This is a genomic window from Shewanella mangrovisoli (genome assembly GCF_019457635.1).
In the GTDB taxonomy this organism is placed as follows: domain Bacteria; phylum Pseudomonadota; class Gammaproteobacteria; order Enterobacterales; family Shewanellaceae; genus Shewanella; species Shewanella mangrovisoli.
The window spans coordinates 2,727,346-2,746,344 of sequence record NZ_CP080412.1; the positions used below are offsets into that span (position 1 = coordinate 2,727,346).

The 18,999-nt window shown below is 45.6% G+C and carries 19 protein-coding genes; 10 read left to right on the plus strand and 9 right to left on the minus strand.

Features of this window, described 5'->3' with window-relative positions; all coding sequences use genetic code 11:
- Positions 1-41 precede the first annotated feature (41 nt).
- Positions 42-260: a YejL family protein gene (locus tag K0H60_RS11915; RefSeq protein ID WP_011622981.1), complete on the plus strand. Its 219-nt coding sequence runs from the start codon at positions 42-44 to the stop codon at positions 258-260.
- Positions 261-326: 66 nt separating this feature from the next.
- Complete coding sequence (locus K0H60_RS11920; protein WP_011717356.1) at positions 327-2,117, plus strand: DUF3413 domain-containing protein; 1,791 nt, start codon at positions 327-329, stop codon at positions 2,115-2,117.
- Between the two features lie 137 nt (positions 2,118-2,254).
- Here K0H60_RS11920 and K0H60_RS11925 read toward each other — a convergent pair whose 3' ends face one another.
- Positions 2,255-3,367 carry an NADH:flavin oxidoreductase/NADH oxidase gene (locus K0H60_RS11925; RefSeq protein WP_220055851.1) on the minus strand — a complete coding sequence of 371 codons (1,113 nt, stop codon included), beginning with the start codon at positions 3,365-3,367 and terminating at the stop codon, positions 2,255-2,257.
- A 100-nt stretch (positions 3,368-3,467) separates the two neighbouring features.
- On the opposite strand from K0H60_RS11925, the gene K0H60_RS11930 reads away from it, so the two are divergent.
- The 7 genes from K0H60_RS11930 to K0H60_RS11960 all read left to right on the plus strand — a co-directional run bounded on the left by K0H60_RS11930 (position 3,468) and on the right by K0H60_RS11960 (position 8,472).
- Positions 3,468-4,334, plus strand: a complete 867-nt coding sequence (locus K0H60_RS11930; RefSeq protein WP_220055852.1) for a LysR family transcriptional regulator — start codon at positions 3,468-3,470, stop codon at positions 4,332-4,334.
- A gap of 195 nt (positions 4,335-4,529) precedes the next feature.
- The gene (locus tag K0H60_RS11935) at positions 4,530-5,480 is read left to right on the plus strand and encodes a GGDEF domain-containing protein (RefSeq protein ID WP_220055853.1); all 951 of its coding nucleotides are present in this window, start codon (positions 4,530-4,532) and stop codon (positions 5,478-5,480) included.
- A gap of 368 nt (positions 5,481-5,848) precedes the next feature.
- Positions 5,849-6,253 (plus strand): DUF4304 domain-containing protein, encoded by a 405-nt coding sequence (locus tag K0H60_RS11940; RefSeq protein WP_220055854.1) that lies wholly within the window; start codon positions 5,849-5,851, stop codon positions 6,251-6,253.
- Between the two features lie 114 nt (positions 6,254-6,367).
- Positions 6,368-6,796, plus strand: a complete 429-nt coding sequence (locus K0H60_RS11945; protein ID WP_220055855.1) for a hypothetical protein — start codon at positions 6,368-6,370, stop codon at positions 6,794-6,796.
- Positions 6,797-6,887: 91 nt separating this feature from the next.
- The gene (locus tag K0H60_RS11950) at positions 6,888-7,361 is read left to right on the plus strand and encodes a hypothetical protein (RefSeq protein ID WP_220055856.1); all 474 of its coding nucleotides are present in this window, start codon (positions 6,888-6,890) and stop codon (positions 7,359-7,361) included.
- Between the two features lie 83 nt (positions 7,362-7,444).
- A complete protein-coding gene (locus tag K0H60_RS11955) occupies positions 7,445-7,834 on the plus strand; it encodes a hypothetical protein (protein WP_220055857.1) in 390 nt (129 codons plus the stop codon).
- Positions 7,835-7,863: 29 nt separating this feature from the next.
- Positions 7,864-8,472, plus strand: a complete 609-nt coding sequence (locus K0H60_RS11960; RefSeq protein ID WP_220055858.1) for a DUF6438 domain-containing protein — start codon at positions 7,864-7,866, stop codon at positions 8,470-8,472.
- A gap of 911 nt (positions 8,473-9,383) precedes the next feature.
- Here the strand turns inward: K0H60_RS11960 and K0H60_RS11965 are convergent.
- Together K0H60_RS11965 and K0H60_RS11970 are read right to left on the minus strand one after the other, a co-directional pair.
- Positions 9,384-10,637, minus strand: coding sequence for a Y-family DNA polymerase (locus K0H60_RS11965; RefSeq protein WP_220055859.1), 1,254 nt, complete (start codon positions 10,635-10,637; stop codon positions 9,384-9,386).
- Positions 10,625-11,044, minus strand: coding sequence for a LexA family protein (locus K0H60_RS11970; protein WP_220055860.1), 420 nt, complete (start codon positions 11,042-11,044; stop codon positions 10,625-10,627). The genes K0H60_RS11965 and K0H60_RS11970 overlap by 13 nt, the downstream gene beginning before the upstream one ends.
- Positions 11,045-11,765: 721 nt before the next feature.
- Here K0H60_RS11970 and K0H60_RS11980 point away from each other — a divergent pair.
- On the plus strand, positions 11,766-12,737 hold the full coding sequence (locus K0H60_RS11980) for a hypothetical protein (protein ID WP_220055862.1): 972 nt from the start codon (positions 11,766-11,768) through the stop codon (positions 12,735-12,737).
- Positions 12,738-12,827: 90 nt separating this feature from the next.
- On the opposite strand, the gene K0H60_RS11985 is transcribed toward K0H60_RS11980, so the two are convergent.
- From K0H60_RS11985 to K0H60_RS12010, 6 genes are read right to left on the minus strand one after another with little or no spacing between them, the layout of a single operon-like run.
- On the minus strand, positions 12,828-13,040 hold the full coding sequence (locus K0H60_RS11985; protein WP_220055863.1) for a hypothetical protein: 213 nt from the start codon (positions 13,038-13,040) through the stop codon (positions 12,828-12,830).
- Positions 13,041-13,061: 21 nt separating this feature from the next.
- Positions 13,062-14,843 (minus strand): hypothetical protein, encoded by a 1,782-nt coding sequence (locus K0H60_RS11990; RefSeq protein WP_220055864.1) that lies wholly within the window; start codon positions 14,841-14,843, stop codon positions 13,062-13,064.
- The gene (locus K0H60_RS11995) at positions 14,840-15,142 is read right to left on the minus strand and encodes a hypothetical protein (protein ID WP_220055865.1); all 303 of its coding nucleotides are present in this window, start codon (positions 15,140-15,142) and stop codon (positions 14,840-14,842) included. The genes K0H60_RS11990 and K0H60_RS11995 overlap by 4 nt, the downstream gene beginning before the upstream one ends.
- The gene (locus K0H60_RS12000) at positions 15,135-16,091 is read right to left on the minus strand and encodes a hypothetical protein (protein ID WP_220055866.1); all 957 of its coding nucleotides are present in this window, start codon (positions 16,089-16,091) and stop codon (positions 15,135-15,137) included. Before K0H60_RS12000 ends, K0H60_RS11995 begins: the two co-directional genes overlap by 8 nt.
- A gap of 24 nt (positions 16,092-16,115) precedes the next feature.
- Positions 16,116-18,611 carry a hypothetical protein gene (locus K0H60_RS12005; RefSeq protein ID WP_220055867.1) on the minus strand — a complete coding sequence of 832 codons (2,496 nt, stop codon included), beginning with the start codon at positions 18,609-18,611 and terminating at the stop codon, positions 16,116-16,118.
- Positions 18,612-18,617: 6 nt separating this feature from the next.
- Positions 18,618-18,989 carry a hypothetical protein gene (locus K0H60_RS12010; RefSeq protein ID WP_220055868.1) on the minus strand — a complete coding sequence of 124 codons (372 nt, stop codon included), beginning with the start codon at positions 18,987-18,989 and terminating at the stop codon, positions 18,618-18,620.
- Positions 18,990-18,999 lie beyond the last annotated feature (10 nt).

Consider the following 18,999-nt stretch of genomic DNA (forward strand, 5'->3'; position numbering starts at 1 on the left):
ATATGCCGCTAATCCATTCCAAAGTGAAACATTTTTTGATTATGGCAATCCAATCGAAATACTCAAACGCACAAGTTGAATCATTAATCGCCGAGATTTTAGCGGTACTCGAAAAGCACAAAGCCCCTACTGACTTAAGCCTGATGGCGCTGGGTAACTGTGTCACTCACCTGCTCGAGCGCAAAGTGCCAAGCGAATCTCGCCAAGCGGTCGCTGAACAATTTGCGAAAGCACTCGCACAATCGGTGAAATCCAATTAAGTTAGTCGAGTAACAATCGTTAAAACAACATAAGATACAACGTCTTTTAGGAATAAGCGGATCACTATGGTCGAGCGAAAAAAGCAAATGAGCCGCGATCGCGTATCACGACTCATCAACTGGGGACATTGGTTTGCCTTCTTTAATGGCCTGTTGGCCATGATTGTCGGCACACGCTATCTGAGCAGTGTGGGTTATCCCGAAACTTGGTTTGGCTGGGGCTACCTCGCCGTCAGCACCATTGGCCAGTTCAGTTTTCTTGCTTTTATCGCCTACTTGATCTGCCTATTCCCGCTGACCTTAATCTTGCCTTATTCCAAGATTTTAAGGGGCTTAGCGGCAGTTATCGCCACCTTAAGCCTGTGTATCTTATTGTATGACACCATAGTGTATGCCGATTATGGCATGCACTTGAGCCCCTTCGCCTTCGACTTAGCCTGGGCCGATTTAAATGCCCTGCTCCACGGTACCTCTTATATTGTCACGCCAATCGCCATTTTGGTGATTGAGCTAACGGCGGCCAACTTCCTGTGGAAACGGATTGAGAAAATCCAAAAGCTGAATCTTGGCAATAAGGTTATTACCCTAATTGGGGTGTGTTTTGTCAGCAGCCATTTGATCCACATTTGGGCCGACGCGGCCGATATCACCGAAATTACCCGTTTCGATGATACTTATCCACTGTCGTACCCTGCCACTGCGCGCTCCTTTATGGAAAGCCATGGGATTGATGGTTCTTCACAATCGGATGATGAAGCCAATCATGCGACCAGCACGCTCAGCTACCCCACACAGCCACTACAATGCCAGGCCGACAGCAAACCCAATGTGTTAATGCTGACCATCGACAGCTTACGTGCCGACATGGTGGACGCTAAGACCATGCCGTTTTTGCATCAATACACTGAGCAGAATCAGAGCTTTACCCAGCATTACAGTGGCGGCAATCAATTTAGAACCGGCATGTTCTCCCTGCTCTATGGCTTGCAAGGCAGCTATGGCGATGCGCGCATCTTCAATAGCACTAGCCCCATCATGACCCAAAGCTTTAGACAGGCGGGTTATCAACTTGGCTTATTTATCCCCGAAACTAATCTGAATTTACGCTCGGCGCAGGCCATGTTTAATGACTTTACCCCCGTCATCGCCAAAGAAACCAATGGCAGTGCCGATGCGGATTTACGCAGCGTAGGCCACTTTAAGCAATGGCAAAGCGAGCAACAGAGCCCATGGTTCGCCCTCGTTAACCTGAAGGCGCCAGAGAATTTTGATACCCCAGTCGGCTTCCTCGGTATCGAAACCGTCAAGGCCGATGCGAATTTGAAACCGGCCCAAAAGGTGCTGTTTAACCAATATCGCCAATCGTTGAATTTTATTGATAAACAAATCCAAGCGATAGTGAGTGAGTTGCCGAGCGACACCTTAGTGGTGATCACTGGTGTCAACGGCAAGATATTTACCAGCAACAGCGATGAAGCCCAGCGCAATTTGTCACCCGAGAGTGTCAGAGTGCCTATGGTCATTCATTGGCCGAATGTCGGTGCCAGTAAGGTTAAATATCGCACGAGTCACTATGGCGTAGTGCCTACCTTGATGACCCATATCTTAGGTTGCACCAATAACACCACAGACTACAGCGCGGGCCGTAGCCTACTGCAACCGAGCCAAGAGACCTGGATTTACATCGGTGACAGTCGCATATTTGCCATTTACCAACAGTCGGAAATCACCGTCATCGACCGCCATGGTAAATACCGCATTTACGATGAAAACTTTGAGCATAGACTGCATAAGAAGATGAGTGCGCCCGAGCTTATCCAAGTGATGCGAGAAGGCCGTCGCCTCTACAATCACTAAGCAGAGAGTCAATAAGCTAGCCAATTGTTACAGGTCGTTTTTGCTCCCAGTAAAGCTTGGATTAAAACGAGAAAAAATAAACAATAAACAAAAAGCCCCACTTTATCGTGGGGCTTTTTATTTGGCTAAGAACTAGCTCAATCTATGGATGATTCCGCTTTCACGGTGGAATAACGCTCTAACCAATGGGCGTAAGAGGAAGGTAACACCCAAGATGGACGCGAGACCTTTAAGGTTTGTGCCGCTTGATAAGGCCAGTGAGGGTTAGCCAAAAATGCTTTACCTATCATGACTAAATCCATTTGCTGATCTTGAATCGCTTGCTCTGCGTGGTGAGGATTATCCATGCCCCATGACGTTGCCACCGGGAAACCCACTTCACGACGCACTCGCTCGGCAATAGGCGCCAAAAAGGCCGGGCGCCAAGGAATGTTGGCCGTGGGTGTTGAAAAACAAATACTGACGTTAAGCATATCGAGGCCTGCGCGCTTAAATTGCTTCACCAAGGCGATGGATTCACTCAGGGTTTGCTCGTCTTTATCATCAAATTCAATCACACCAAAGCGCGCCGTTAACGGCAAATGTTCAGGCCAAACCGCCCTCACCGCCTCAACCGTCTCGATAAGAAAACGGCCTCGCCCTTGTGCATCACCACCGTATTCATCGGTACGTTGGTTGGCATAGGTAGAGAAGAAGCTTTGCGCTAAATAGCCGTGGGCAAAGTGCAGCTCTAACCATTCAAACCCAGCCTCAAGCGCCCGCTTGGCCGCCGCCACGAAATCGGCTTTCACACGTTGAATATCATCAATTGTCATGGCTGTCGGTACTTTGCCAAGGTTAGCGCCAAATGCCACGGCCGATGGCGACAGCGTTTGCCAGCCTTGCTCCCCTTCAATATGGTCATCCCCTTCCCAAGGAATGTTGGCACTGGCTTTGCGGCCAGCATGGGCGATTTGGATCCCCGCCACCGCGCCAGCCCCTTTAATCGCCGAGGCGATGTTGGCTAAGCCTGCCGCTTGTTCTTCGTTCCACAATCCTAAGCAGCGCGGAGTGATCCGCCCCTCTGGCGATACGGCGGTCGCCTCAACCACCACTAAGCCTGCGCCGCCGCGAGCTAGGCTAGTATAATGCACTTGATGCCAATCGTTACTCAGCCCGTCGTGAGCCTGATACTGACACATAGGTGCCACGGCAATGCGGTTTTTAAGCGTGATATCTTTTAATCTGAAAGGAGAAAATAGCTGGGTCATCTGACAGTCCTAACCATGGGTTAACTAGATGAGGACAGACTAAAACGAACGTGCCATAATTAAAAGTATCACCATATTATAGGTTCTATAAGATTTCGTTATGATAAATCCACAATGGCTCAATACCTTTGCAGTGTTAGTGGAAAAGGGAAACTTTACCCGCACGGCCGAAGCCATAGGTATCACCCAAGCCGCAGTCAGCCAGCATATCAGTCGCTTAGAAGAACAATACGGCACTCTCTTTTTGCGCCGTAGCCGCCAACTCGAAATCACTCCCATTGGTGTGCATTTATTGAGTTACGTCAACGATATAGACTGCGCCGAGAAACGATTACAGCAAAAACTCATTCAAGACGATGCCCATATTGGCGAAATTAGTCTTATCACGCCTGGCAGTATTGGCTTAACGCTCTACCCGTTGCTTTTGCAGCTACAAACGGCGTTTTCGCAGCTAAAAATTCATCATCGTTTTGCCCCCGATAATGAAATCCTCTCCGCCATTCTCGCCAATCAACATGAGCTGGGGATGGTGACGTTTAAGCCGTCGGATCCCAGTATTTGCAGCAGCCATTTTACCGAAGAACCCCTCGAGTTGGTTGTGCCTGCGGGGCAGAAAATTACCAGTTGGCAAGATTTGCAGCGCCTCGGATTTATCTCCCACCCCGATGGCGAAGCCATGGCCACCCGTTTATTGAGTCGCAAATATCCGGGGAGTCCTGGCATTCAAGAGATCCCCTGTAAAGGTTTTATCAATCAGATCAGCTTAATCCTCGAACCCGTCGCCAAGGGACTCGGCTTTACCGTGATCCCACGCTACGCCCGCAAAGCCTTTGAACGACAAGAGGAAATCTATGTGGTTGAGTGTGGCAGCCAAGTCGTGGATACCATTTGGCTGATCCACAGAGCCGAGTGGCCTTTGTCCCGCCGAGCACAAACGGCCATCGATTACTTAAAAAGTCAAATTTAACCTAAACCGACAGGTAAAAATGCTGCGGCGAAAGGCGTTAAACGGCAAAGTGAATGCCTAGTAATAGAAATCTAGCGATTTTAGAACAACATAATTAATTGAATATCGGACAGATTTATATTTATAGGTTATATTAGCATCTATAAATAGTACTCCATGTTGTTAGTACTCCCTTTAATTGCACGGCTGCGAACAATGACAAAAATTGCCCCACAACACGCCGAAACGGGTTCCGATACCAACCATAGTCAAGCCATTGATACTATTTTAAATAGTCTCGATGCGCTGGTATATGTCTCTGATTTAGATACCTATGATTTACTCTATCTCAATGACTACGGTGTATCGGTTTGGGGTGAGGCAAAAGGTAAAAAGTGCTATCAAGTGCTGCAATCGGCACAACACTCGCCTTGTCAATTTTGTACTAACCCTAAACTATTGGATGAAAAGGGAAATCCTGCAGGCGTCCATGTATGGGAGTTTCAAAATACCCAAAATGGCCGTTGGTACCAATGTCGCGATCAAGCCATTCATTGGACCGATGGCCGATTAGTTAGAATCGAAATCGCCACCGATATCACCGAACGCAAACAAATGGAGCAAGCGCTAATAGAGGCAAAATCCACGGCCGAACGTCTTGCCGACACTGATGAACTGACCCAACTCTATAATCGTCGTGCTTTTTTCAATCTCGGTCGCCAAAGTGCGCAGCAAACAGCACAACCACTGGCCTTTATCATGTTCGATATTGATCACTTTAAGCGGATTAACGACCGCTGGGGCCATGCTATGGGAGATGCGGCGCTTATCCATATCGCAAGATTAACGCAAGCAAAGCTTAGACCGCACGATATCCTCGCCCGTCTCGGCGGTGAAGAATTTGGGCTGATTTTACCCAACACTCACCATGAACAAGCATGGCAAGTCGCAGAGTCGATTCGCCACGGGTTTGATACGCAGCCACTACAGCTTAACGGCCACATCATCCACTGCACCGCAAGCTTTGGTATATCATCCTTAATCTTGCCCCAAATCAATCATCCCGATGAGGCACAATCCCTCTTGGAAACCCTGTTCAATAATGCCGATCAGGCCATGATGCAAGCCAAGCGCGCAGGTAGAAATCAAGTCTGTGATGCGACCTAACAATACAAAGAAAGTTAGTCCATTTATGATTGGTGTAAGACTTGTGATGAGATAGCAACAATGCCAATCCTAACTTACTGTATAACTATTCGTGCAGCTAAATACCTATTGACTGCCCCATTCGGAGTTACGGACGTCAGAACCTGTCCAATTTAAGAAGTCCAGTTGACTAAATTTTAGTAATGATACAGAGTACCTAGCACTAATGGATGAAAAATCATTCTTGATTTCAAATTAGACGGATTTAGCAGCGGCCAAGTCCAACATTGAGTGTGCCCAACAAACAGCACAAGGCAGCAATACTAAGACGTTAGGTACTCAGGATGAGTTTGTTTTATTCCCTCAAAATAGCAGAAACGAATCAAGTAATGAAAGAAGAACTAAAACTTGCTGTCACTGATTATCTAAGGGGGCAAGGTTTTAAAGGAAGCATTCCAATTTTTAGTAGAGAAACAAAAGGCTTGTATCAAACACTTGACTTTCAGTTTAATAAATACGGTGGCTCTTTCGCCGTAAACTTAAGTTTGTTGGAACCTAATAACCAGTTTTTAAAACTTCCCATGTCTAAACAGAAAATACTAGCTTCTCGTCGTTTGGGTTCTTTATCTAGGCACTTAAAGAACAAACAAAATCAAGATTATTGGTTCAGGTTTGTTAAGGGGAGCTTTTTCCCGACTTACAACTATAAAAAAGCTGCTCAAGAATTCATTGCAATATACAGTTGCGAAGCGGAAAAAACGTTTGAATATATGCTGGGTGAAATGAGTACCTAACAAACAAATAATGCAGGACTGTTAAAGCTTGGCTCGGGTCCGCTTCGCTACACAATTTTAGCCAAGCTTTAACAGCCCTATATTTGGGCGTTATCCGTAATTCAAGGATTGGAAATGAAATCTAGTTTTGTCTTAATATCATTAATGTTTCTTTCAGGTTGTGCATCTGTCCCTAAGTCAGTGGATGAACTGAGGGCCGCAGGTAAAGCTAAAAGCAGTTTTTGCTCAAATAAGCCATTTAATGAAACTGTTGAGTTAATTGAGAGGCAAGTAAAAAAATGCTTCGCGCATGGTAAGCAAGATATTTATGGTGGTACAAGCGATACGTTTATCGAAAAAATTGAAGCTGATAGTAATTCAATTACATTAGCTTCAGTTGCCCATGTAAATTGGAATAGATTTTACCAAATTATAGTTGATGTAAGTTCTCAGGATAAATGTCCAGCTTTTGTTGAAGCTTATGGTATGTCCAGTAACTGGTCTAAAACAACTGGTTTGGTTCAGGATTGGATAAGTGGGAACAACCTTGATAAGTGTGATTAAGTTACGCATAACAAGCGCCTTAAACATCGAGGCCTGCTGCCGCTGGATTCGCAACAGGTTTCTCGCCGTTTAGGCGAGCGTTAGGCACCGTATGGATATATCTCGTACATCATTCATTATTTTATTAGCTGCTTTCATGTGTCCAGCAAAGGCATCGGGCAACAATGATCCATTTTGCAAGCCTATCAATACTTTTGTTGAATCAATCAAACCTGGTGAAATACATGAAATTAAGTTCCTCACTGCTTGGGGAAGCAACTTTAAAGGTTATTCTGAACCTGTCTTATCAGCAAAGCGCTGTGAATACCAAGGCTACGAACCAGCCTCATTTGCTTGCAAGGTGTTGATGGATTCTGCTTCTGTTGAGTTTGCGGGGAAAAACGCGATGCGAGTTGTTTCATGCCTATCACCGGAAACGCAATTTGCTTCGGGAATCCAGTTAGAGAACGTCTCACTTTATTTTTCACATGGTACAGATGAGCGTGGCAGTGAAGTGGTAGTTGATCTCTCAGAAGATAAGACTTTGGGGGCTATGGTATTGAAGGTTGTTGTTAACGGGTATTGACTTTAAGACTAATAAGTTACATCAGCGGAAAACCATTCGCTGAACTCGTGTTTTCCGCTGTTTAAAGCATTAAGAGGCCAATCATGTTCCAAACATTCCTAGAAATGCCGACGTTGCTAAAATTCATAACTGCGCATGCCTTGGTCTGCTTCATTTTCTTTTTGGCTGTTGTAATCCCTGATATGCCGATAATTGTTAATGGTGAGGTAATGGAATCAGCCGAACTCTGGTCAAGAGGGTTAGGTTTGCCTACAGCAGCTGTAGGCCTAGCTATGCCAGCTGTCGGTTTGCTAATTCTTAAGCGCTGGCAATATTCACGGCAACTTTATACTCTAATTCTAGTCTCTGTGCTGGTTGCGCCCTACCTTGTATGGCAGCAGCTAGTACTAGCGCTGTTTGAGGTTGTACTATCATGTGCAATCATCAGCTACCTCTTTATTAATAAGAAGGCTCGTGCGTACTTCAGCTCTTAATAATCGCAGGCATTGCAACGACTTTTCAGTTGCGGCTTCGCATTCTCTACAAAGCCGCGCGTGAGCAGGGAGTTATATTAACCAATCACCATCGGAGACCTATCATCAAAAAAGTAATCTATTTAGTAGTTTTGACTCTATTGTTTGGGTGTTTTGATGCAGAACAATGGCAGCCCCAAATAGAGAGGATGGTGGCAGACTCTCCGACCAAAGCACAAGTTGTATCCTTTAGCCGTGGAGCTTGTTACGGCACTTGTCCAGTCTATGATTTTTATATTTTTCCTGATGATAACTTTGTGTTTATTGGCCGGGCACACGTAAACAAAATGGGGGCATATAGGGGCGCTCTTGAGGCCGGAACATTCCAAAGTTTAATCAACTTGGTTGATAACAATAACTTTCTCAAATTGTCTCGAATTGGATATTTCGGAAAATCCAACTCTGAGAGTGCAACATTCAAGTGTGGTTCATATGAAACAGACCATCCGACAGTATCTATCGGTGTTCAACTTCAAGAGATGGAGTTAACAGTAGCCCATAATTTGGGATGCTCAGATTTCCCTGATGAACAAGTCTTGCTAAAAATGTTTGCCACATTTGAGCAAGTCGTTGTGTTAAACAGTAAAGGGCTAATATAACAAGTTGCTTAATTTCGCTCCACCACCAAAAGCGCGACTTCCACGGGACTGCCTACGCTTCACTGTGGCAGTCCATTAGCAAAGTGTTAACCCATAGAAATTTTTATCCGAAATTCACCTGATTCAGTTGAAGTTCTAACACGCTTTTGTCCAAAAACTGCTTAGCATTTCTTTAGACCTACAGGCTATACCGATGCTAAACAGGTAAGCTGTGGTGATTAGTAAGACGACCGTCTGCCCCATGGCCGCTCTTTGGCATCCATGTCATCGCGGCATTTGTGAATCCATTTACATCAGACGGGGCGACCCTGCATCCAAAGAAGGACTTGCAGCGTGTCGTCGAACAAATGCCATGGCACACCTATAAACCAAAGCAAGAGACATATCCTCTTTAAAATCTACAGATTACGCCGTTCTAAAAAGGTGAGCCGTGGTGATTAGCGAGGCAACCGTTCGCTATTTGACATACCATTGATTGCCATAAGCCATACCAATGAAAACTCCCTAAGTTATTAATAACTCGGTTGTATTCCCCATTACAAAACGTAAAGACATCACTTTAATGCTAAATCACAGACACAAAAAAGCCCGCAACTAATTAAGATTGCAGGCTTTATTGTTTATGAATTTGGTCGGTATGAGAGGATTCGAACCTCCGACCCCTGACACCCCATGATTGATTTTAAAAACTACCTATATATCTGATATTAAAGTATTTAAATCAAAATATCTTGTAAAAATCAACCTAGAAAAATACCTGATGTCAACCTAGTTTGCGTTTTCTGCACTCTTTGTTTTCAAAGGCTTACAAATGGTTTGTCCCCTGTTTTCTACATCTACATATTCTTAGTAATTCTAATTTGATCCTGCTTTTGAAATACCAATTTTGTACATGCCCATTCTCGAAAGATTTAGCACTTAAAATGCGGTAAACATGCCCAATTGGTGGTGTATTGCGGAGTGAGCAGTTCGCGGCGCATGGCCCACTTTTGGTTGATACCTTGGGCAGCGAGAAATAATGTATCGGTGCCAAAGCGATGGTTGATGCTATCGAGGGCCTGCATCAACTGAGGGTTGGCGGTCGGTGCATTGAATAAATCAAACTGATGGTGTTTTTCGCTGACTAAATCTAACAAGCCCACACCGATTTTATAATAGCGTACCCCTTGCCGAAACAATTTAGGGGCAGCGGTGCTCATCGCGCGAGTGAGCTCAGCGCTGCAATTAGTAGCACAGGGGAAATTTACTAATGTCTTGGCCCCTGTAGGTTCCTCATCATAAGGGGAATTATTGGCGAACAGCAGCATGGTTTTACATAACGAGCCTTGCTTTCTGGCTTTAGCGGCAGCAATGCCAATATGCTTGCTTAAGGCCTGATGAAGCTGTTCATAATCGGTGATGCGCTCACCAACACTGCGAGTCGAGAATATCTGCTTTTTATCTGCCCTTGCCTCGTCCCATTGCTTACAGGCTTGGCCATTCAGTTCTCTTACGGTGCGCTCAATCTCGATACTAAATTGTTTGCGGGCGAGTCCTGCCGGCATACTTGCCAGATCATAAGCGGTATTAATGTCCATTAGCGCGAGTTTTTTGCTGATGCGGCGGCCAATCCCCCACACCTCGCCCACTTCTACCGACTTTAAAATAGCAAGTCGGTCTGGCTCATTGTCTATCACGCAAACGCCTTTATAACCGGGTAATTTTTTGGCCGCGTGGTTAGCCAGTTTTGCCAGCGTTAAGGTAGCACCAATGCCCACACAGACGGGTAAGCGGGCTTCTTTCCATACCGCACGGCGGATTAACTGCCCTTGGTCATGTAGCGACTTAATTGCAGGGCAATTTTTAAAAGATAAAAAGCTCTCATCAATGGAATACACATGCTGCTCAGGCGCATAGCGGCCGATAATCCCCATCATCTTAGTGGAGAGATCGGCATAGAGCTCATAATTACTTGAGCAAGCAATCACCCCCAACTTTTGGCACTGGTCCTTAAATTCAAAGTAAGGTGCAAACTTGGGGATCCCCAACTCCTTGGCCTGACGATTAGCCGCCACAATACAGCCGTCATTATTGCTCAGGACTATGATCGGCTTGCCGCGCCAGTCAGGTCGAAACACCTGCTCAGCGCTGCAATAAAAACTATTGGCATCAACTAGAGCATACATTTTAAATTCGTGAGTGTTGGATTTTGGCGGTGAAAACGAATCGAACTTACAACAACACCCTCAATGTTGAATGAGTCATAATCATGAATGGGTTTAGGTTGAAACTGCTCGTTTGCTGATAGCAGTAAGCGGCGAGTTTTATCGATAATTTTACACACAAACTCACCGTTATAATTGGCAACAATAACATCACCATCACGGGCCGTTTCATGGCGATCGACTATCAACAAATCACCAAAATGAATGCCAACCCCTTGCATTGAATCCCCTCGAGCAAACCCCATAAAGGTCGCATTGGGATGCAAAATCAGGAGCTGGTCTAGACTCAAACCCAGCTGGCGATATTCTTCGGCGGGACTCTCGAACCCCGTAAGTCCCGCACTTGCATAGATTGGTATAATACGCATAACTAAAACCACTGTTTAAACATACAGTGATTTTAGCAGCAATCATACGGCTGGCAAGCGACTCATTCAGAAAAACGTGCTCGCATTAGCTCTTCATCATATAGCTCTTCACGTAAGATCTTGACGCTACTGGCTGCGAGCACTCCTAACCGAGAGCCAGGAAGTGTGGTGATTTTGATATCTGGTAGGTGATTGCCGTTCTCATCATAGATGTTTTGCAACATGATTGATTGGTATTCGTATCTCTGCACTATCAACATAGGACCTCCGTGTCTAATGGGTACAGTTGAAGTGTAGAACAGTTTAACCAATACATGTAAAAGCGAATTTTGAATAGGAATTGACGATAATCAATAATTGAAAACTGCCAAGAAAAGCAAATAAGGCATATACATAAAGTATCTATCTGTAAATATGAGTGTTAAATTCATTACAACTTTTGAATGATAAAATTCAAAAATAATAAACAGGACAGCTCACCATATAAATTATTACATTCTTTACGTTATTCAAAATCAAGGATAACTCCTCACCAAAAATTTAATTAACCACCTTACTCATCAATAACATACAAACCATATTGCGCACCATAAAACTTCAAATGAAAAGTAATAGGCCGAGTTACAACTACAAAACATAATCAACACCATTGTATAACAACATTCAATATAGTAGCCTCATCACGCTTACGTCAATAATATGGATATTAGAAGGTGTAAATATGAAAAAAAGTTTTTCTGTTTTAATAGCGTCACTATGTCTAAGTACTTTTTCTGCTAACTCTGAAGAGTACAAATGGGATGCTGAGATAATTTCAAAAAATTATGATCTGAGTATTGCAGGAAATGCAAACTATACATCTCCCATCGTTATCAATGGCAGTGTCGTGAGTAACAAATTAAACATTACGCACTCCGACATAAACAATATTTATCTCAAACTTCAGCAAGAAACCACAGCTAAGTTAATACCAGAAATAAGCAAGTTAGTTGAAAGGTTGGGTATTCATTTAAGAAGTGTTCAGGCTACTTATTCTGCCCCAATCAAATTCAAGCTGACAGGTAAAAGTAATGGTGGTATAGAAGTCAAAGTAACCATCCCAAATCTTAATATCGTCGCCAAAGCAGAAAAGAGTTGGTATCTAGATGTAAAAGCAAAACTTAACATGAGTAATATCGTTGTGTCTGGTGATTATAACTTAATTACTGGCGTAATTGATAACCCACAGTTCTCTGCCGCTAAATCTGTTGATGTTGATAGCAACTTTGGTCCATTCCTTGGCCCATTAGAAATGTTGACTATTGATGAAATTGCAGAATATATGATCTCAGTTAGTATAACTCAATTCATCACGCAGACATTATTATCTGTTCAAAATAGTGATACTAAAATTTTAGGACTGGATCAGATTGTCCAGCCTAATAAATATATCGTTAACAACATTGACGTAGGACAATTTATCAAAGAATCACTCTCAGGATTGCTGGATAAACAGTATATTGAAGTGACCCTATATCAACAATCATTAACACCTGATCCAATGCCATATCGCTGCTTTGAACCCGGCAACGTTACTTGGTCTAACAACATTGCTGAAGTTCATCTTTCAGGAAAACATTTCTTGAGAATCAAACGTGATACTACCCAAAAATGTACATGGAATTGGGGAAGTGGTCATCAGCCTGACTACTAAAAAACTGTAGTGACGTAAGCAACACAATGACAATACAGAGGTATTTATACTTCTGTATTGTCATTTTAAGGATCAGATAGGTAGAGTGCCTTAAATCTCTATCTCCACAAATGGCAAATCGGGTGCAGTCCCTAGCACCCTGCCATCTTGCACATAGATATGCTCGCCAACACTGGCGCTACCAATGGCGCGGATAGTGTGGCCGCTCGAGCTGCTGGCGGTAACGGTACCATCGGCATTGACGGCAGACACCAGCATGATCTGCCGTGGCAACACGAATGCTGATTGAAGTTGTTTAAGCATAACTCTCCTTAAGAGCAATCCTTACTCGAGTGGGCAAACCAATGTAACGCTTTGCTCGATATCGATATCGCCGCGTTCGCTTACGGTCGCGCGGATTGACCAGCTATCGCACACGCCTTTAAACACCTCGCCGTTAATGGTGACCCCCAACAACATACCAGGTGTTGCAGGTGGTAAATCGGCCATCACGGGCATCGAGAGATTCACACTCAACTTATCGCCAGTTTCTGCCAATGCATTAGTGCCGGCTACACGAGCAGCTTGGTTATCGACAATCAGCTGGGCAATGATATCTGCGGTGGGGATATTACCCGCGCTGCCTGCGCGCTTCACTTTTGCATCAATGCCCTGCTGTTCGCCACGCAGCCACACCACGTTACACAATGGATTGCGGCTAACTGAATCGCTATAGCTAGTGATCACCGCATCGTGCAATGCTAGATCAGGCACTGCAGCGGCCATTGCCCACGGCGCCGTTGGCCAGCGCGGCACGATTGTCAGCTTGTTGGTCGCATCATCGGTTAAGATCATGCAGCCCAATTGCCCCACCGCCTCGGCTACTGCTTCGATCGGCGATTTATTGCCCACGCTAAAGGCACCCGCTGGAATGGTAAAATCTGGGATGCCGTTAAGCTCGATAGTCCAGCCCGTATTTTGCAGCAAGTCACCCAGTAAACCCGCAAAGCTGCGGGCGGTGGCGTTGGTGTGACTGAGTGGCAACTTATAAGGCGCGGCCAGCTCGGCCACGCGAGAGCGGCCAGTGCTGTTATAGGTCGCCGTACCAAACACTTTGTTTGCACTTGGTTGTTCTGCAATCGCGTAAAACTCATAGCCATTGATGGTGATCAGCAATAGCTCATTGTGAGCACGCTCGGCATCGATACGGCTTGAAAACTCCAAGCTCACCGCGCGAGCCCACTGGCCACGGCTTTGGCTAATGCTCACGTTACTTACCACAATGGGTAAATTGTCTGACACGCGCACGCATGTAAGGGTTGGCTGCATTAAGTAATACCTGCGGATCTGAGGTTCAATAGGGATTTTAAAGTCGATGTTTGGCAAGCTTGGATTGGTACCTATCAGGCCGCCGCCATCGTCCCAGTAACAAACATTCGGTGAAGGGGTAAAGTTGAGCACAATAGGGCTTGAAGCATTTACCCAAGGCTCACTAAAGTTAAAGGTGATCTTGCCTTTTGGCGGGTTGTACTTGCTCGAACATACCCAGCGCGCAGCGTGTGGCCCCCATGCAATGCCCCGCATATCGCCTGAGGCACGAATATCTGAATGATGAAGCCTAATCTCTGTTGCGGCTAACCCAGCTTGCATATCTCCCAATGCAATAAACTGCGTAGTGGCCTTAGGTTGGCGCCATGGCATTTCAACCATAGTTTGCGCAGCCTCTGGTGATAACCAGAGGCTAGCAGCTTGCACGGAATGTGAATCTGGTACCAACCAAAGCAGATCTGCTTTACATAGCACCAAGTTATTCCAGCGCCAGCCTATAGAGACTATCACCCCGAGTAATGCTTTTGCTTGCCACTTGGCTGTTAGCTGTTGTTTCACATAATCAACTTGCCATTGTGGCACCAACCTTATGCCGTGGCTTTCAGTAGCACTCGCTATGGTTAACTGCTGGGCGACACTCTGCCCAATAGCTATACCAATGCCGCACATTATGCCAATGGTACCCGCGCTAATGGGTACCTCTGGCACTTCAGGCGTGGGATCATCGGTAAAGCTAAGAACAATAGGTGAAGCAGCGGCAATCCACGGGGTATCAAAGTTGATAACTATGGCGGTCATGAGCGGATATTCACCTGATTACCGTTAATCAAATCGGCTTGCCGACCATCTAAAAACTTAGCATTAAAAGAACGGTCATCATCGAGTATGCCGACCAGCAGGTCACTTGAAGTAGCAAAGCGTAATGGCACAATAAACTTCATTGTTTTGTTACTTTGAAATCTAAAGTTATGAAAAACTTCTGCGCTGACTCTATCCATGATGATAATTCGCTCTGCGTCATTAGCAGCCACAACGTCAACACACGCTTGGTTAAGTGGTCTATCTTTCGCGGCAATGATTTGAATGATCCTAGTCATACCATTGCTCCATATTTATCCAAATATGGGGGGCATAGTTACTTCTAAGCAGTGTATGCATAACACCATTCATTGACACATCAATAGGCCAAGAGTCGTTTCTATACCCCATAAATTGTGAAGAATACATACCCGGAATCTTTCCGCGCACCATTGGGGATATTAAACTCGACGCAGAGACAACCCCATCTCTATCTGTTGTGGAGTAAGTAATCGTAAGTAAAAATGGTGATAATATATGTTGTATACCAGACAACTCGGCGTTATCAGTATAAATGGTAGAGTTATTATTACCCGTGAAAGGGTCTATAGTAGAATATTCTCTAACAGTACCACTTCCCGCATCAGTGTCATAAAAATAGGCATATTTAGCATTATGTGAAACACCGAGGCTATTTGCAGTATTTCCGCCTGTAGTACCACTGACTAACGTAAACATGCTCTGGTCATTTGCATAAAATGACTCAATATCTCCGATAAAATAGACTTGAAAGTATTGATAGCTTGAGGTGTTTGTACCATCGCTCATTAACATATTATTAGTTCTATGTAGAATGAGATAAAACCCCCTACTTGTTCCTATAATTTCCCACCCGCGATAAGTACTATTTTGGTATAAACCTCGGTAATTGACTGGCTTTATAAATGTGTCTAGCGCACTCATATCCTTAGCGCACTGAATTAAGCACGTTGTATTAGCCGCATTAGCGCCTGTACTAGACCAAAACTGAAAGTAGCCACCTGAACCACCATTAGCGAGTGAATTTCTAAATGCAACTTTTTGCGAGCCAGCATCTTCAAACTCAAGCGTCCAACCAAGTGGGGCCTTGGTTCCATAACCATTCATTAAGCAAGCTTTTAATATGGCAATCCACTCTGACGGGGTGCCATTAACTAGCTGTGGCGCACCGGGGTCGGTGTAGCGATAATCGGTTACTGGTAATCCCATTTCTCTCTCCTAAAATCAGCTTAATTACGATTCGTTACCAAAGAAGGACAACACGGCTTTATCTGTGGTGATTTGGCTATGGCCAACCTGCACATTACGCAGCAGCATGACAGGTTTTGAGGCGGCAAAAGTTGGAAAGCGCAGCACCTCACCCGTTTGCCAGCCACCACCCCAACCGCCTTTTCTGAGGATAAAGTACGGGGTGTTAGTCACGGGGTTGATTGGGGCAAAGTCGTTAAGGATATCGCCTGAACCAATTTGGCCTAGGCGGCGACCAACACAGCGGAACGCGGTTGGGCTGGTCATAATAAACGCCCAATCTTCGTTAACGGCGGTGTTATTTTTTACCTCGATTGGATAATCAACAGAGTTGTAATTACCCGTGGCGGTGGCGCCGTCTACGTCCCAATTATTGGCCCATGCGGTCATATCGCGCACTTGGCCAACACGGGCCTGCAAATCCCCTAATATCTGCACGCTCGCTACGGTGGCCCCAATGGGATATTCACGGGATAACTGCTTAGCCAGCACTATGCTGCTTGAGGTAAAGCTTGAGACTAACGCCAGTTCGCTAATCACATCGGTTAGCACAAATGGCGCAGCGAACCCAGCAAAGTCACTGTTAATGGTGACTGTGCCAGCAGCCTTATTGACTGTGTAATGGGTGTTTTCGCTTGTCCATAGGCTGGCGCCATTGGCATCGGTGATATCGCTAAAGGTGGCGTTTTCACGAATATTATAGACGGTACCAATATTGCCTGTGACTTGCTGCACTTGTGAGTGTGATAGCGCTATCGTGCCCCACTGGCGGAACATATCAACAATGCCATCGTTAGGGATGCGCAGCGGATTAAGGCCGTAAATCTCAGCCGGTGGCAGTTGCCGTACTTGGTCGCTAATGTCATAGCGCAGAGTGATTAAATCCACCGCCGCACTAAAGGTCAGTTCGACAATGCCATTGGTGATAGTGCCTTCCACCCCTGCCCCTGTTACCACACCTTGAGCATCGGCTGAGGCGCTAATCAGCGCTCGGTCTGATACACGCTCAACCTGCACATAAAAGCTCTCGAGTAATGGATTGGGTACCGCCAAGGTGAACTTGGCAACCGTATCACCCGCCGCTGCGGCCGCGCTGGATTCGACCAAGCCCGAATAGGTTAAGGTGAAGGTACCACGGCTGACGACTTGTGGAGTGACCACACCCGTTAAGTAATCGATTGTCGCCAGGTGTTCTGTGCCGTCATACAACTTGCCGCTATTACCATCAGCGCTCACGTGCTCATAAACATCTTGCGGCGCATAGTTGGCATCATCAAACACCACTCGGCCCTTAAGGCTACCCACGGTAAGCTGCTTATTGGCCGGAAAAGGATCAGCATTTGAATAGATGCTGTACTTATAGGAAGAAACATAAAACAGGCTAACTTGGGGTGAATAGGCAAATCTTGCGGATGAGGATAGCGTTACCGTGATATTGCCCGTGCCAATCGTCACCGATTGAATATAGCTGGTATAACCGCCCATATTCGCTGTTGGTACCGTTGAAACAGCCACTAAGCCATTATCATCGGTCAGTAAGTCAGGGGTGGTAAAGGTATAACTATAAGTACCTTCGCTCGCAGGCTGGTTGATCACTTTGCGGATAACTTGGCTTACCGTGGCATCGCCGTTTTCGCTACCACCCACAATGGTATTGCCGGGTTTTGGCAGGATAGTGGTAATGGCTGGCAGCAATGAAAGCTGAGTGGTACCCACGGCTAAGTTAACGCCATTGGCCACGGCCGTTAACTTAGTGACACCGTGAAACTTAAGCGGTGAGGCGGTGTTCGATAAACGTAGCTTAGTGCAGTTAGTTTGGCCGTTAATGTTTAATGATGGCCATGGCGTGGCGAACGGGATCGGCGGCTCAAATGACACGGTACCCACATAACCATTAACGATGCTGGTTTTAGTGACTTTGGCAAAATGGGTTTTGCGTGGCCAATCGGCGTTTTCTACCCCGGTGTATTCCACGGTAATACAGATCACTTGGCCAACCTGCAGATAAGTGGTTTTCCAATAGTCACGGTCATTAAAGCGATACATTGACTGCAAATAATCTGAGGAAAACGAGTTTTGGTTAACGAGGAAACCGGGGCCACCTTCGCGGATTAACTCCCCAGCATTAACCGAGGATTCAATAATTTCCTTCATATCGCTCATGCGCGATTCGTCATCCAGCGCGGGGGATTCAATCATAAACACGTTTACCAGTGGATCGACTGGTGGCTCACTGAAAAACAAATGGGCCTGTTTAAGTTTGCCTGTGTCGTCGGTGTAGAGCGTAGGATACGCCTTAGCAATTTCGATACTCGATTGGGCATGGTCGATATCTGAAATAGCATCAAACAGTTCGTTAATCTGCCCGGATTGCACAGCGTTATTGGTGCGCTGGCCGCCTGCTTCATTGCTTGAACCTAACAGTTCAGGCTTGAAGATTTTTAAGCTATTGCGGGAAATTGGAGTCGGAGAAGTTGCCATAAGTACCTACACTGTTAAAAACTTGAGGGTGACATTAGTCAGCTGCGGATAGCCGGCAACTTCGTCGAAAACATCTTCGCCGGTGATCGGCGCACCTTGGGTGTTATCCCAAACTACGTTGTAATCGGTACCCTCATAAGCGAGGGTGAATGCGGTTAAGGTGCTGGCAGCATGGGCCTGCAATTGCTCAAACTCGCTGCGGGCAATCCAACCGGATTTGGTACCTAGCTCCATGGCATGACCAGCGGGAATAATGGTTTGTTGCACCTGTGGCGCACCGTTTAAAGCGCGCTTGATATTGGCTGCTACGCGCACTTGATTGTTGCGATTCAGCCACAGCAGATCGGCGCTGATGACGATGCTATCAACGGTTGTCATGTGTCACCTT

Excerpts from the sequence above, each read along its gene's own strand:
- K0H60_RS11920 (WP_011717356.1), top strand. The coding sequence starts at position 327 with ATGGTCGAGCGAAAAAAGCAAATGAGCCGCGATCGCGTATCACGACTC.
- K0H60_RS12005 (WP_220055867.1), bottom strand. The coding sequence starts at position 18,611 with ATGGCAACTTCTCCGACTCCAATTTCCCGCAATAGCTTAAAAATCTTC.
- K0H60_RS12000 (WP_220055866.1), bottom strand. The coding sequence starts at position 16,091 with ATGGGATTACCAGTAACCGATTATCGCTACACCGACCCCGGTGCGCCA.
- K0H60_RS11935 (WP_220055853.1), top strand. The coding sequence starts at position 4,530 with ATGACAAAAATTGCCCCACAACACGCCGAAACGGGTTCCGATACCAAC.
- K0H60_RS11995 (WP_220055865.1), bottom strand. The coding sequence starts at position 15,142 with ATGACTAGGATCATTCAAATCATTGCCGCGAAAGATAGACCACTTAAC.
- K0H60_RS11930 (WP_220055852.1), top strand. The coding sequence starts at position 3,468 with ATGATAAATCCACAATGGCTCAATACCTTTGCAGTGTTAGTGGAAAAG.
- K0H60_RS11940 (WP_220055854.1), top strand. The coding sequence starts at position 5,849 with ATGAAAGAAGAACTAAAACTTGCTGTCACTGATTATCTAAGGGGGCAA.
- K0H60_RS11945 (WP_220055855.1), top strand. The coding sequence starts at position 6,368 with ATGAAATCTAGTTTTGTCTTAATATCATTAATGTTTCTTTCAGGTTGT.
- K0H60_RS11915 (WP_011622981.1), top strand. The coding sequence starts at position 42 with ATGGCAATCCAATCGAAATACTCAAACGCACAAGTTGAATCATTAATC.
- K0H60_RS11965 (WP_220055859.1), bottom strand. The coding sequence starts at position 10,637 with ATGTATGCTCTAGTTGATGCCAATAGTTTTTATTGCAGCGCTGAGCAG.
- K0H60_RS12010 (WP_220055868.1), bottom strand. The coding sequence starts at position 18,989 with ATGACAACCGTTGATAGCATCGTCATCAGCGCCGATCTGCTGTGGCTG.
- K0H60_RS11985 (WP_220055863.1), bottom strand. The coding sequence starts at position 13,040 with ATGCTTAAACAACTTCAATCAGCATTCGTGTTGCCACGGCAGATCATG.
- K0H60_RS11990 (WP_220055864.1), bottom strand. The coding sequence starts at position 14,843 with ATGACCGCCATAGTTATCAACTTTGATACCCCGTGGATTGCCGCTGCT.
- K0H60_RS11980 (WP_220055862.1), top strand. The coding sequence starts at position 11,766 with ATGAAAAAAAGTTTTTCTGTTTTAATAGCGTCACTATGTCTAAGTACT.
- K0H60_RS11950 (WP_220055856.1), top strand. The coding sequence starts at position 6,888 with ATGGATATATCTCGTACATCATTCATTATTTTATTAGCTGCTTTCATG.
- K0H60_RS11925 (WP_220055851.1), bottom strand. The coding sequence starts at position 3,367 with ATGACCCAGCTATTTTCTCCTTTCAGATTAAAAGATATCACGCTTAAA.
- K0H60_RS11970 (WP_220055860.1), bottom strand. The coding sequence starts at position 11,044 with ATGCGTATTATACCAATCTATGCAAGTGCGGGACTTACGGGGTTCGAG.
- K0H60_RS11955 (WP_220055857.1), top strand. The coding sequence starts at position 7,445 with ATGTTCCAAACATTCCTAGAAATGCCGACGTTGCTAAAATTCATAACT.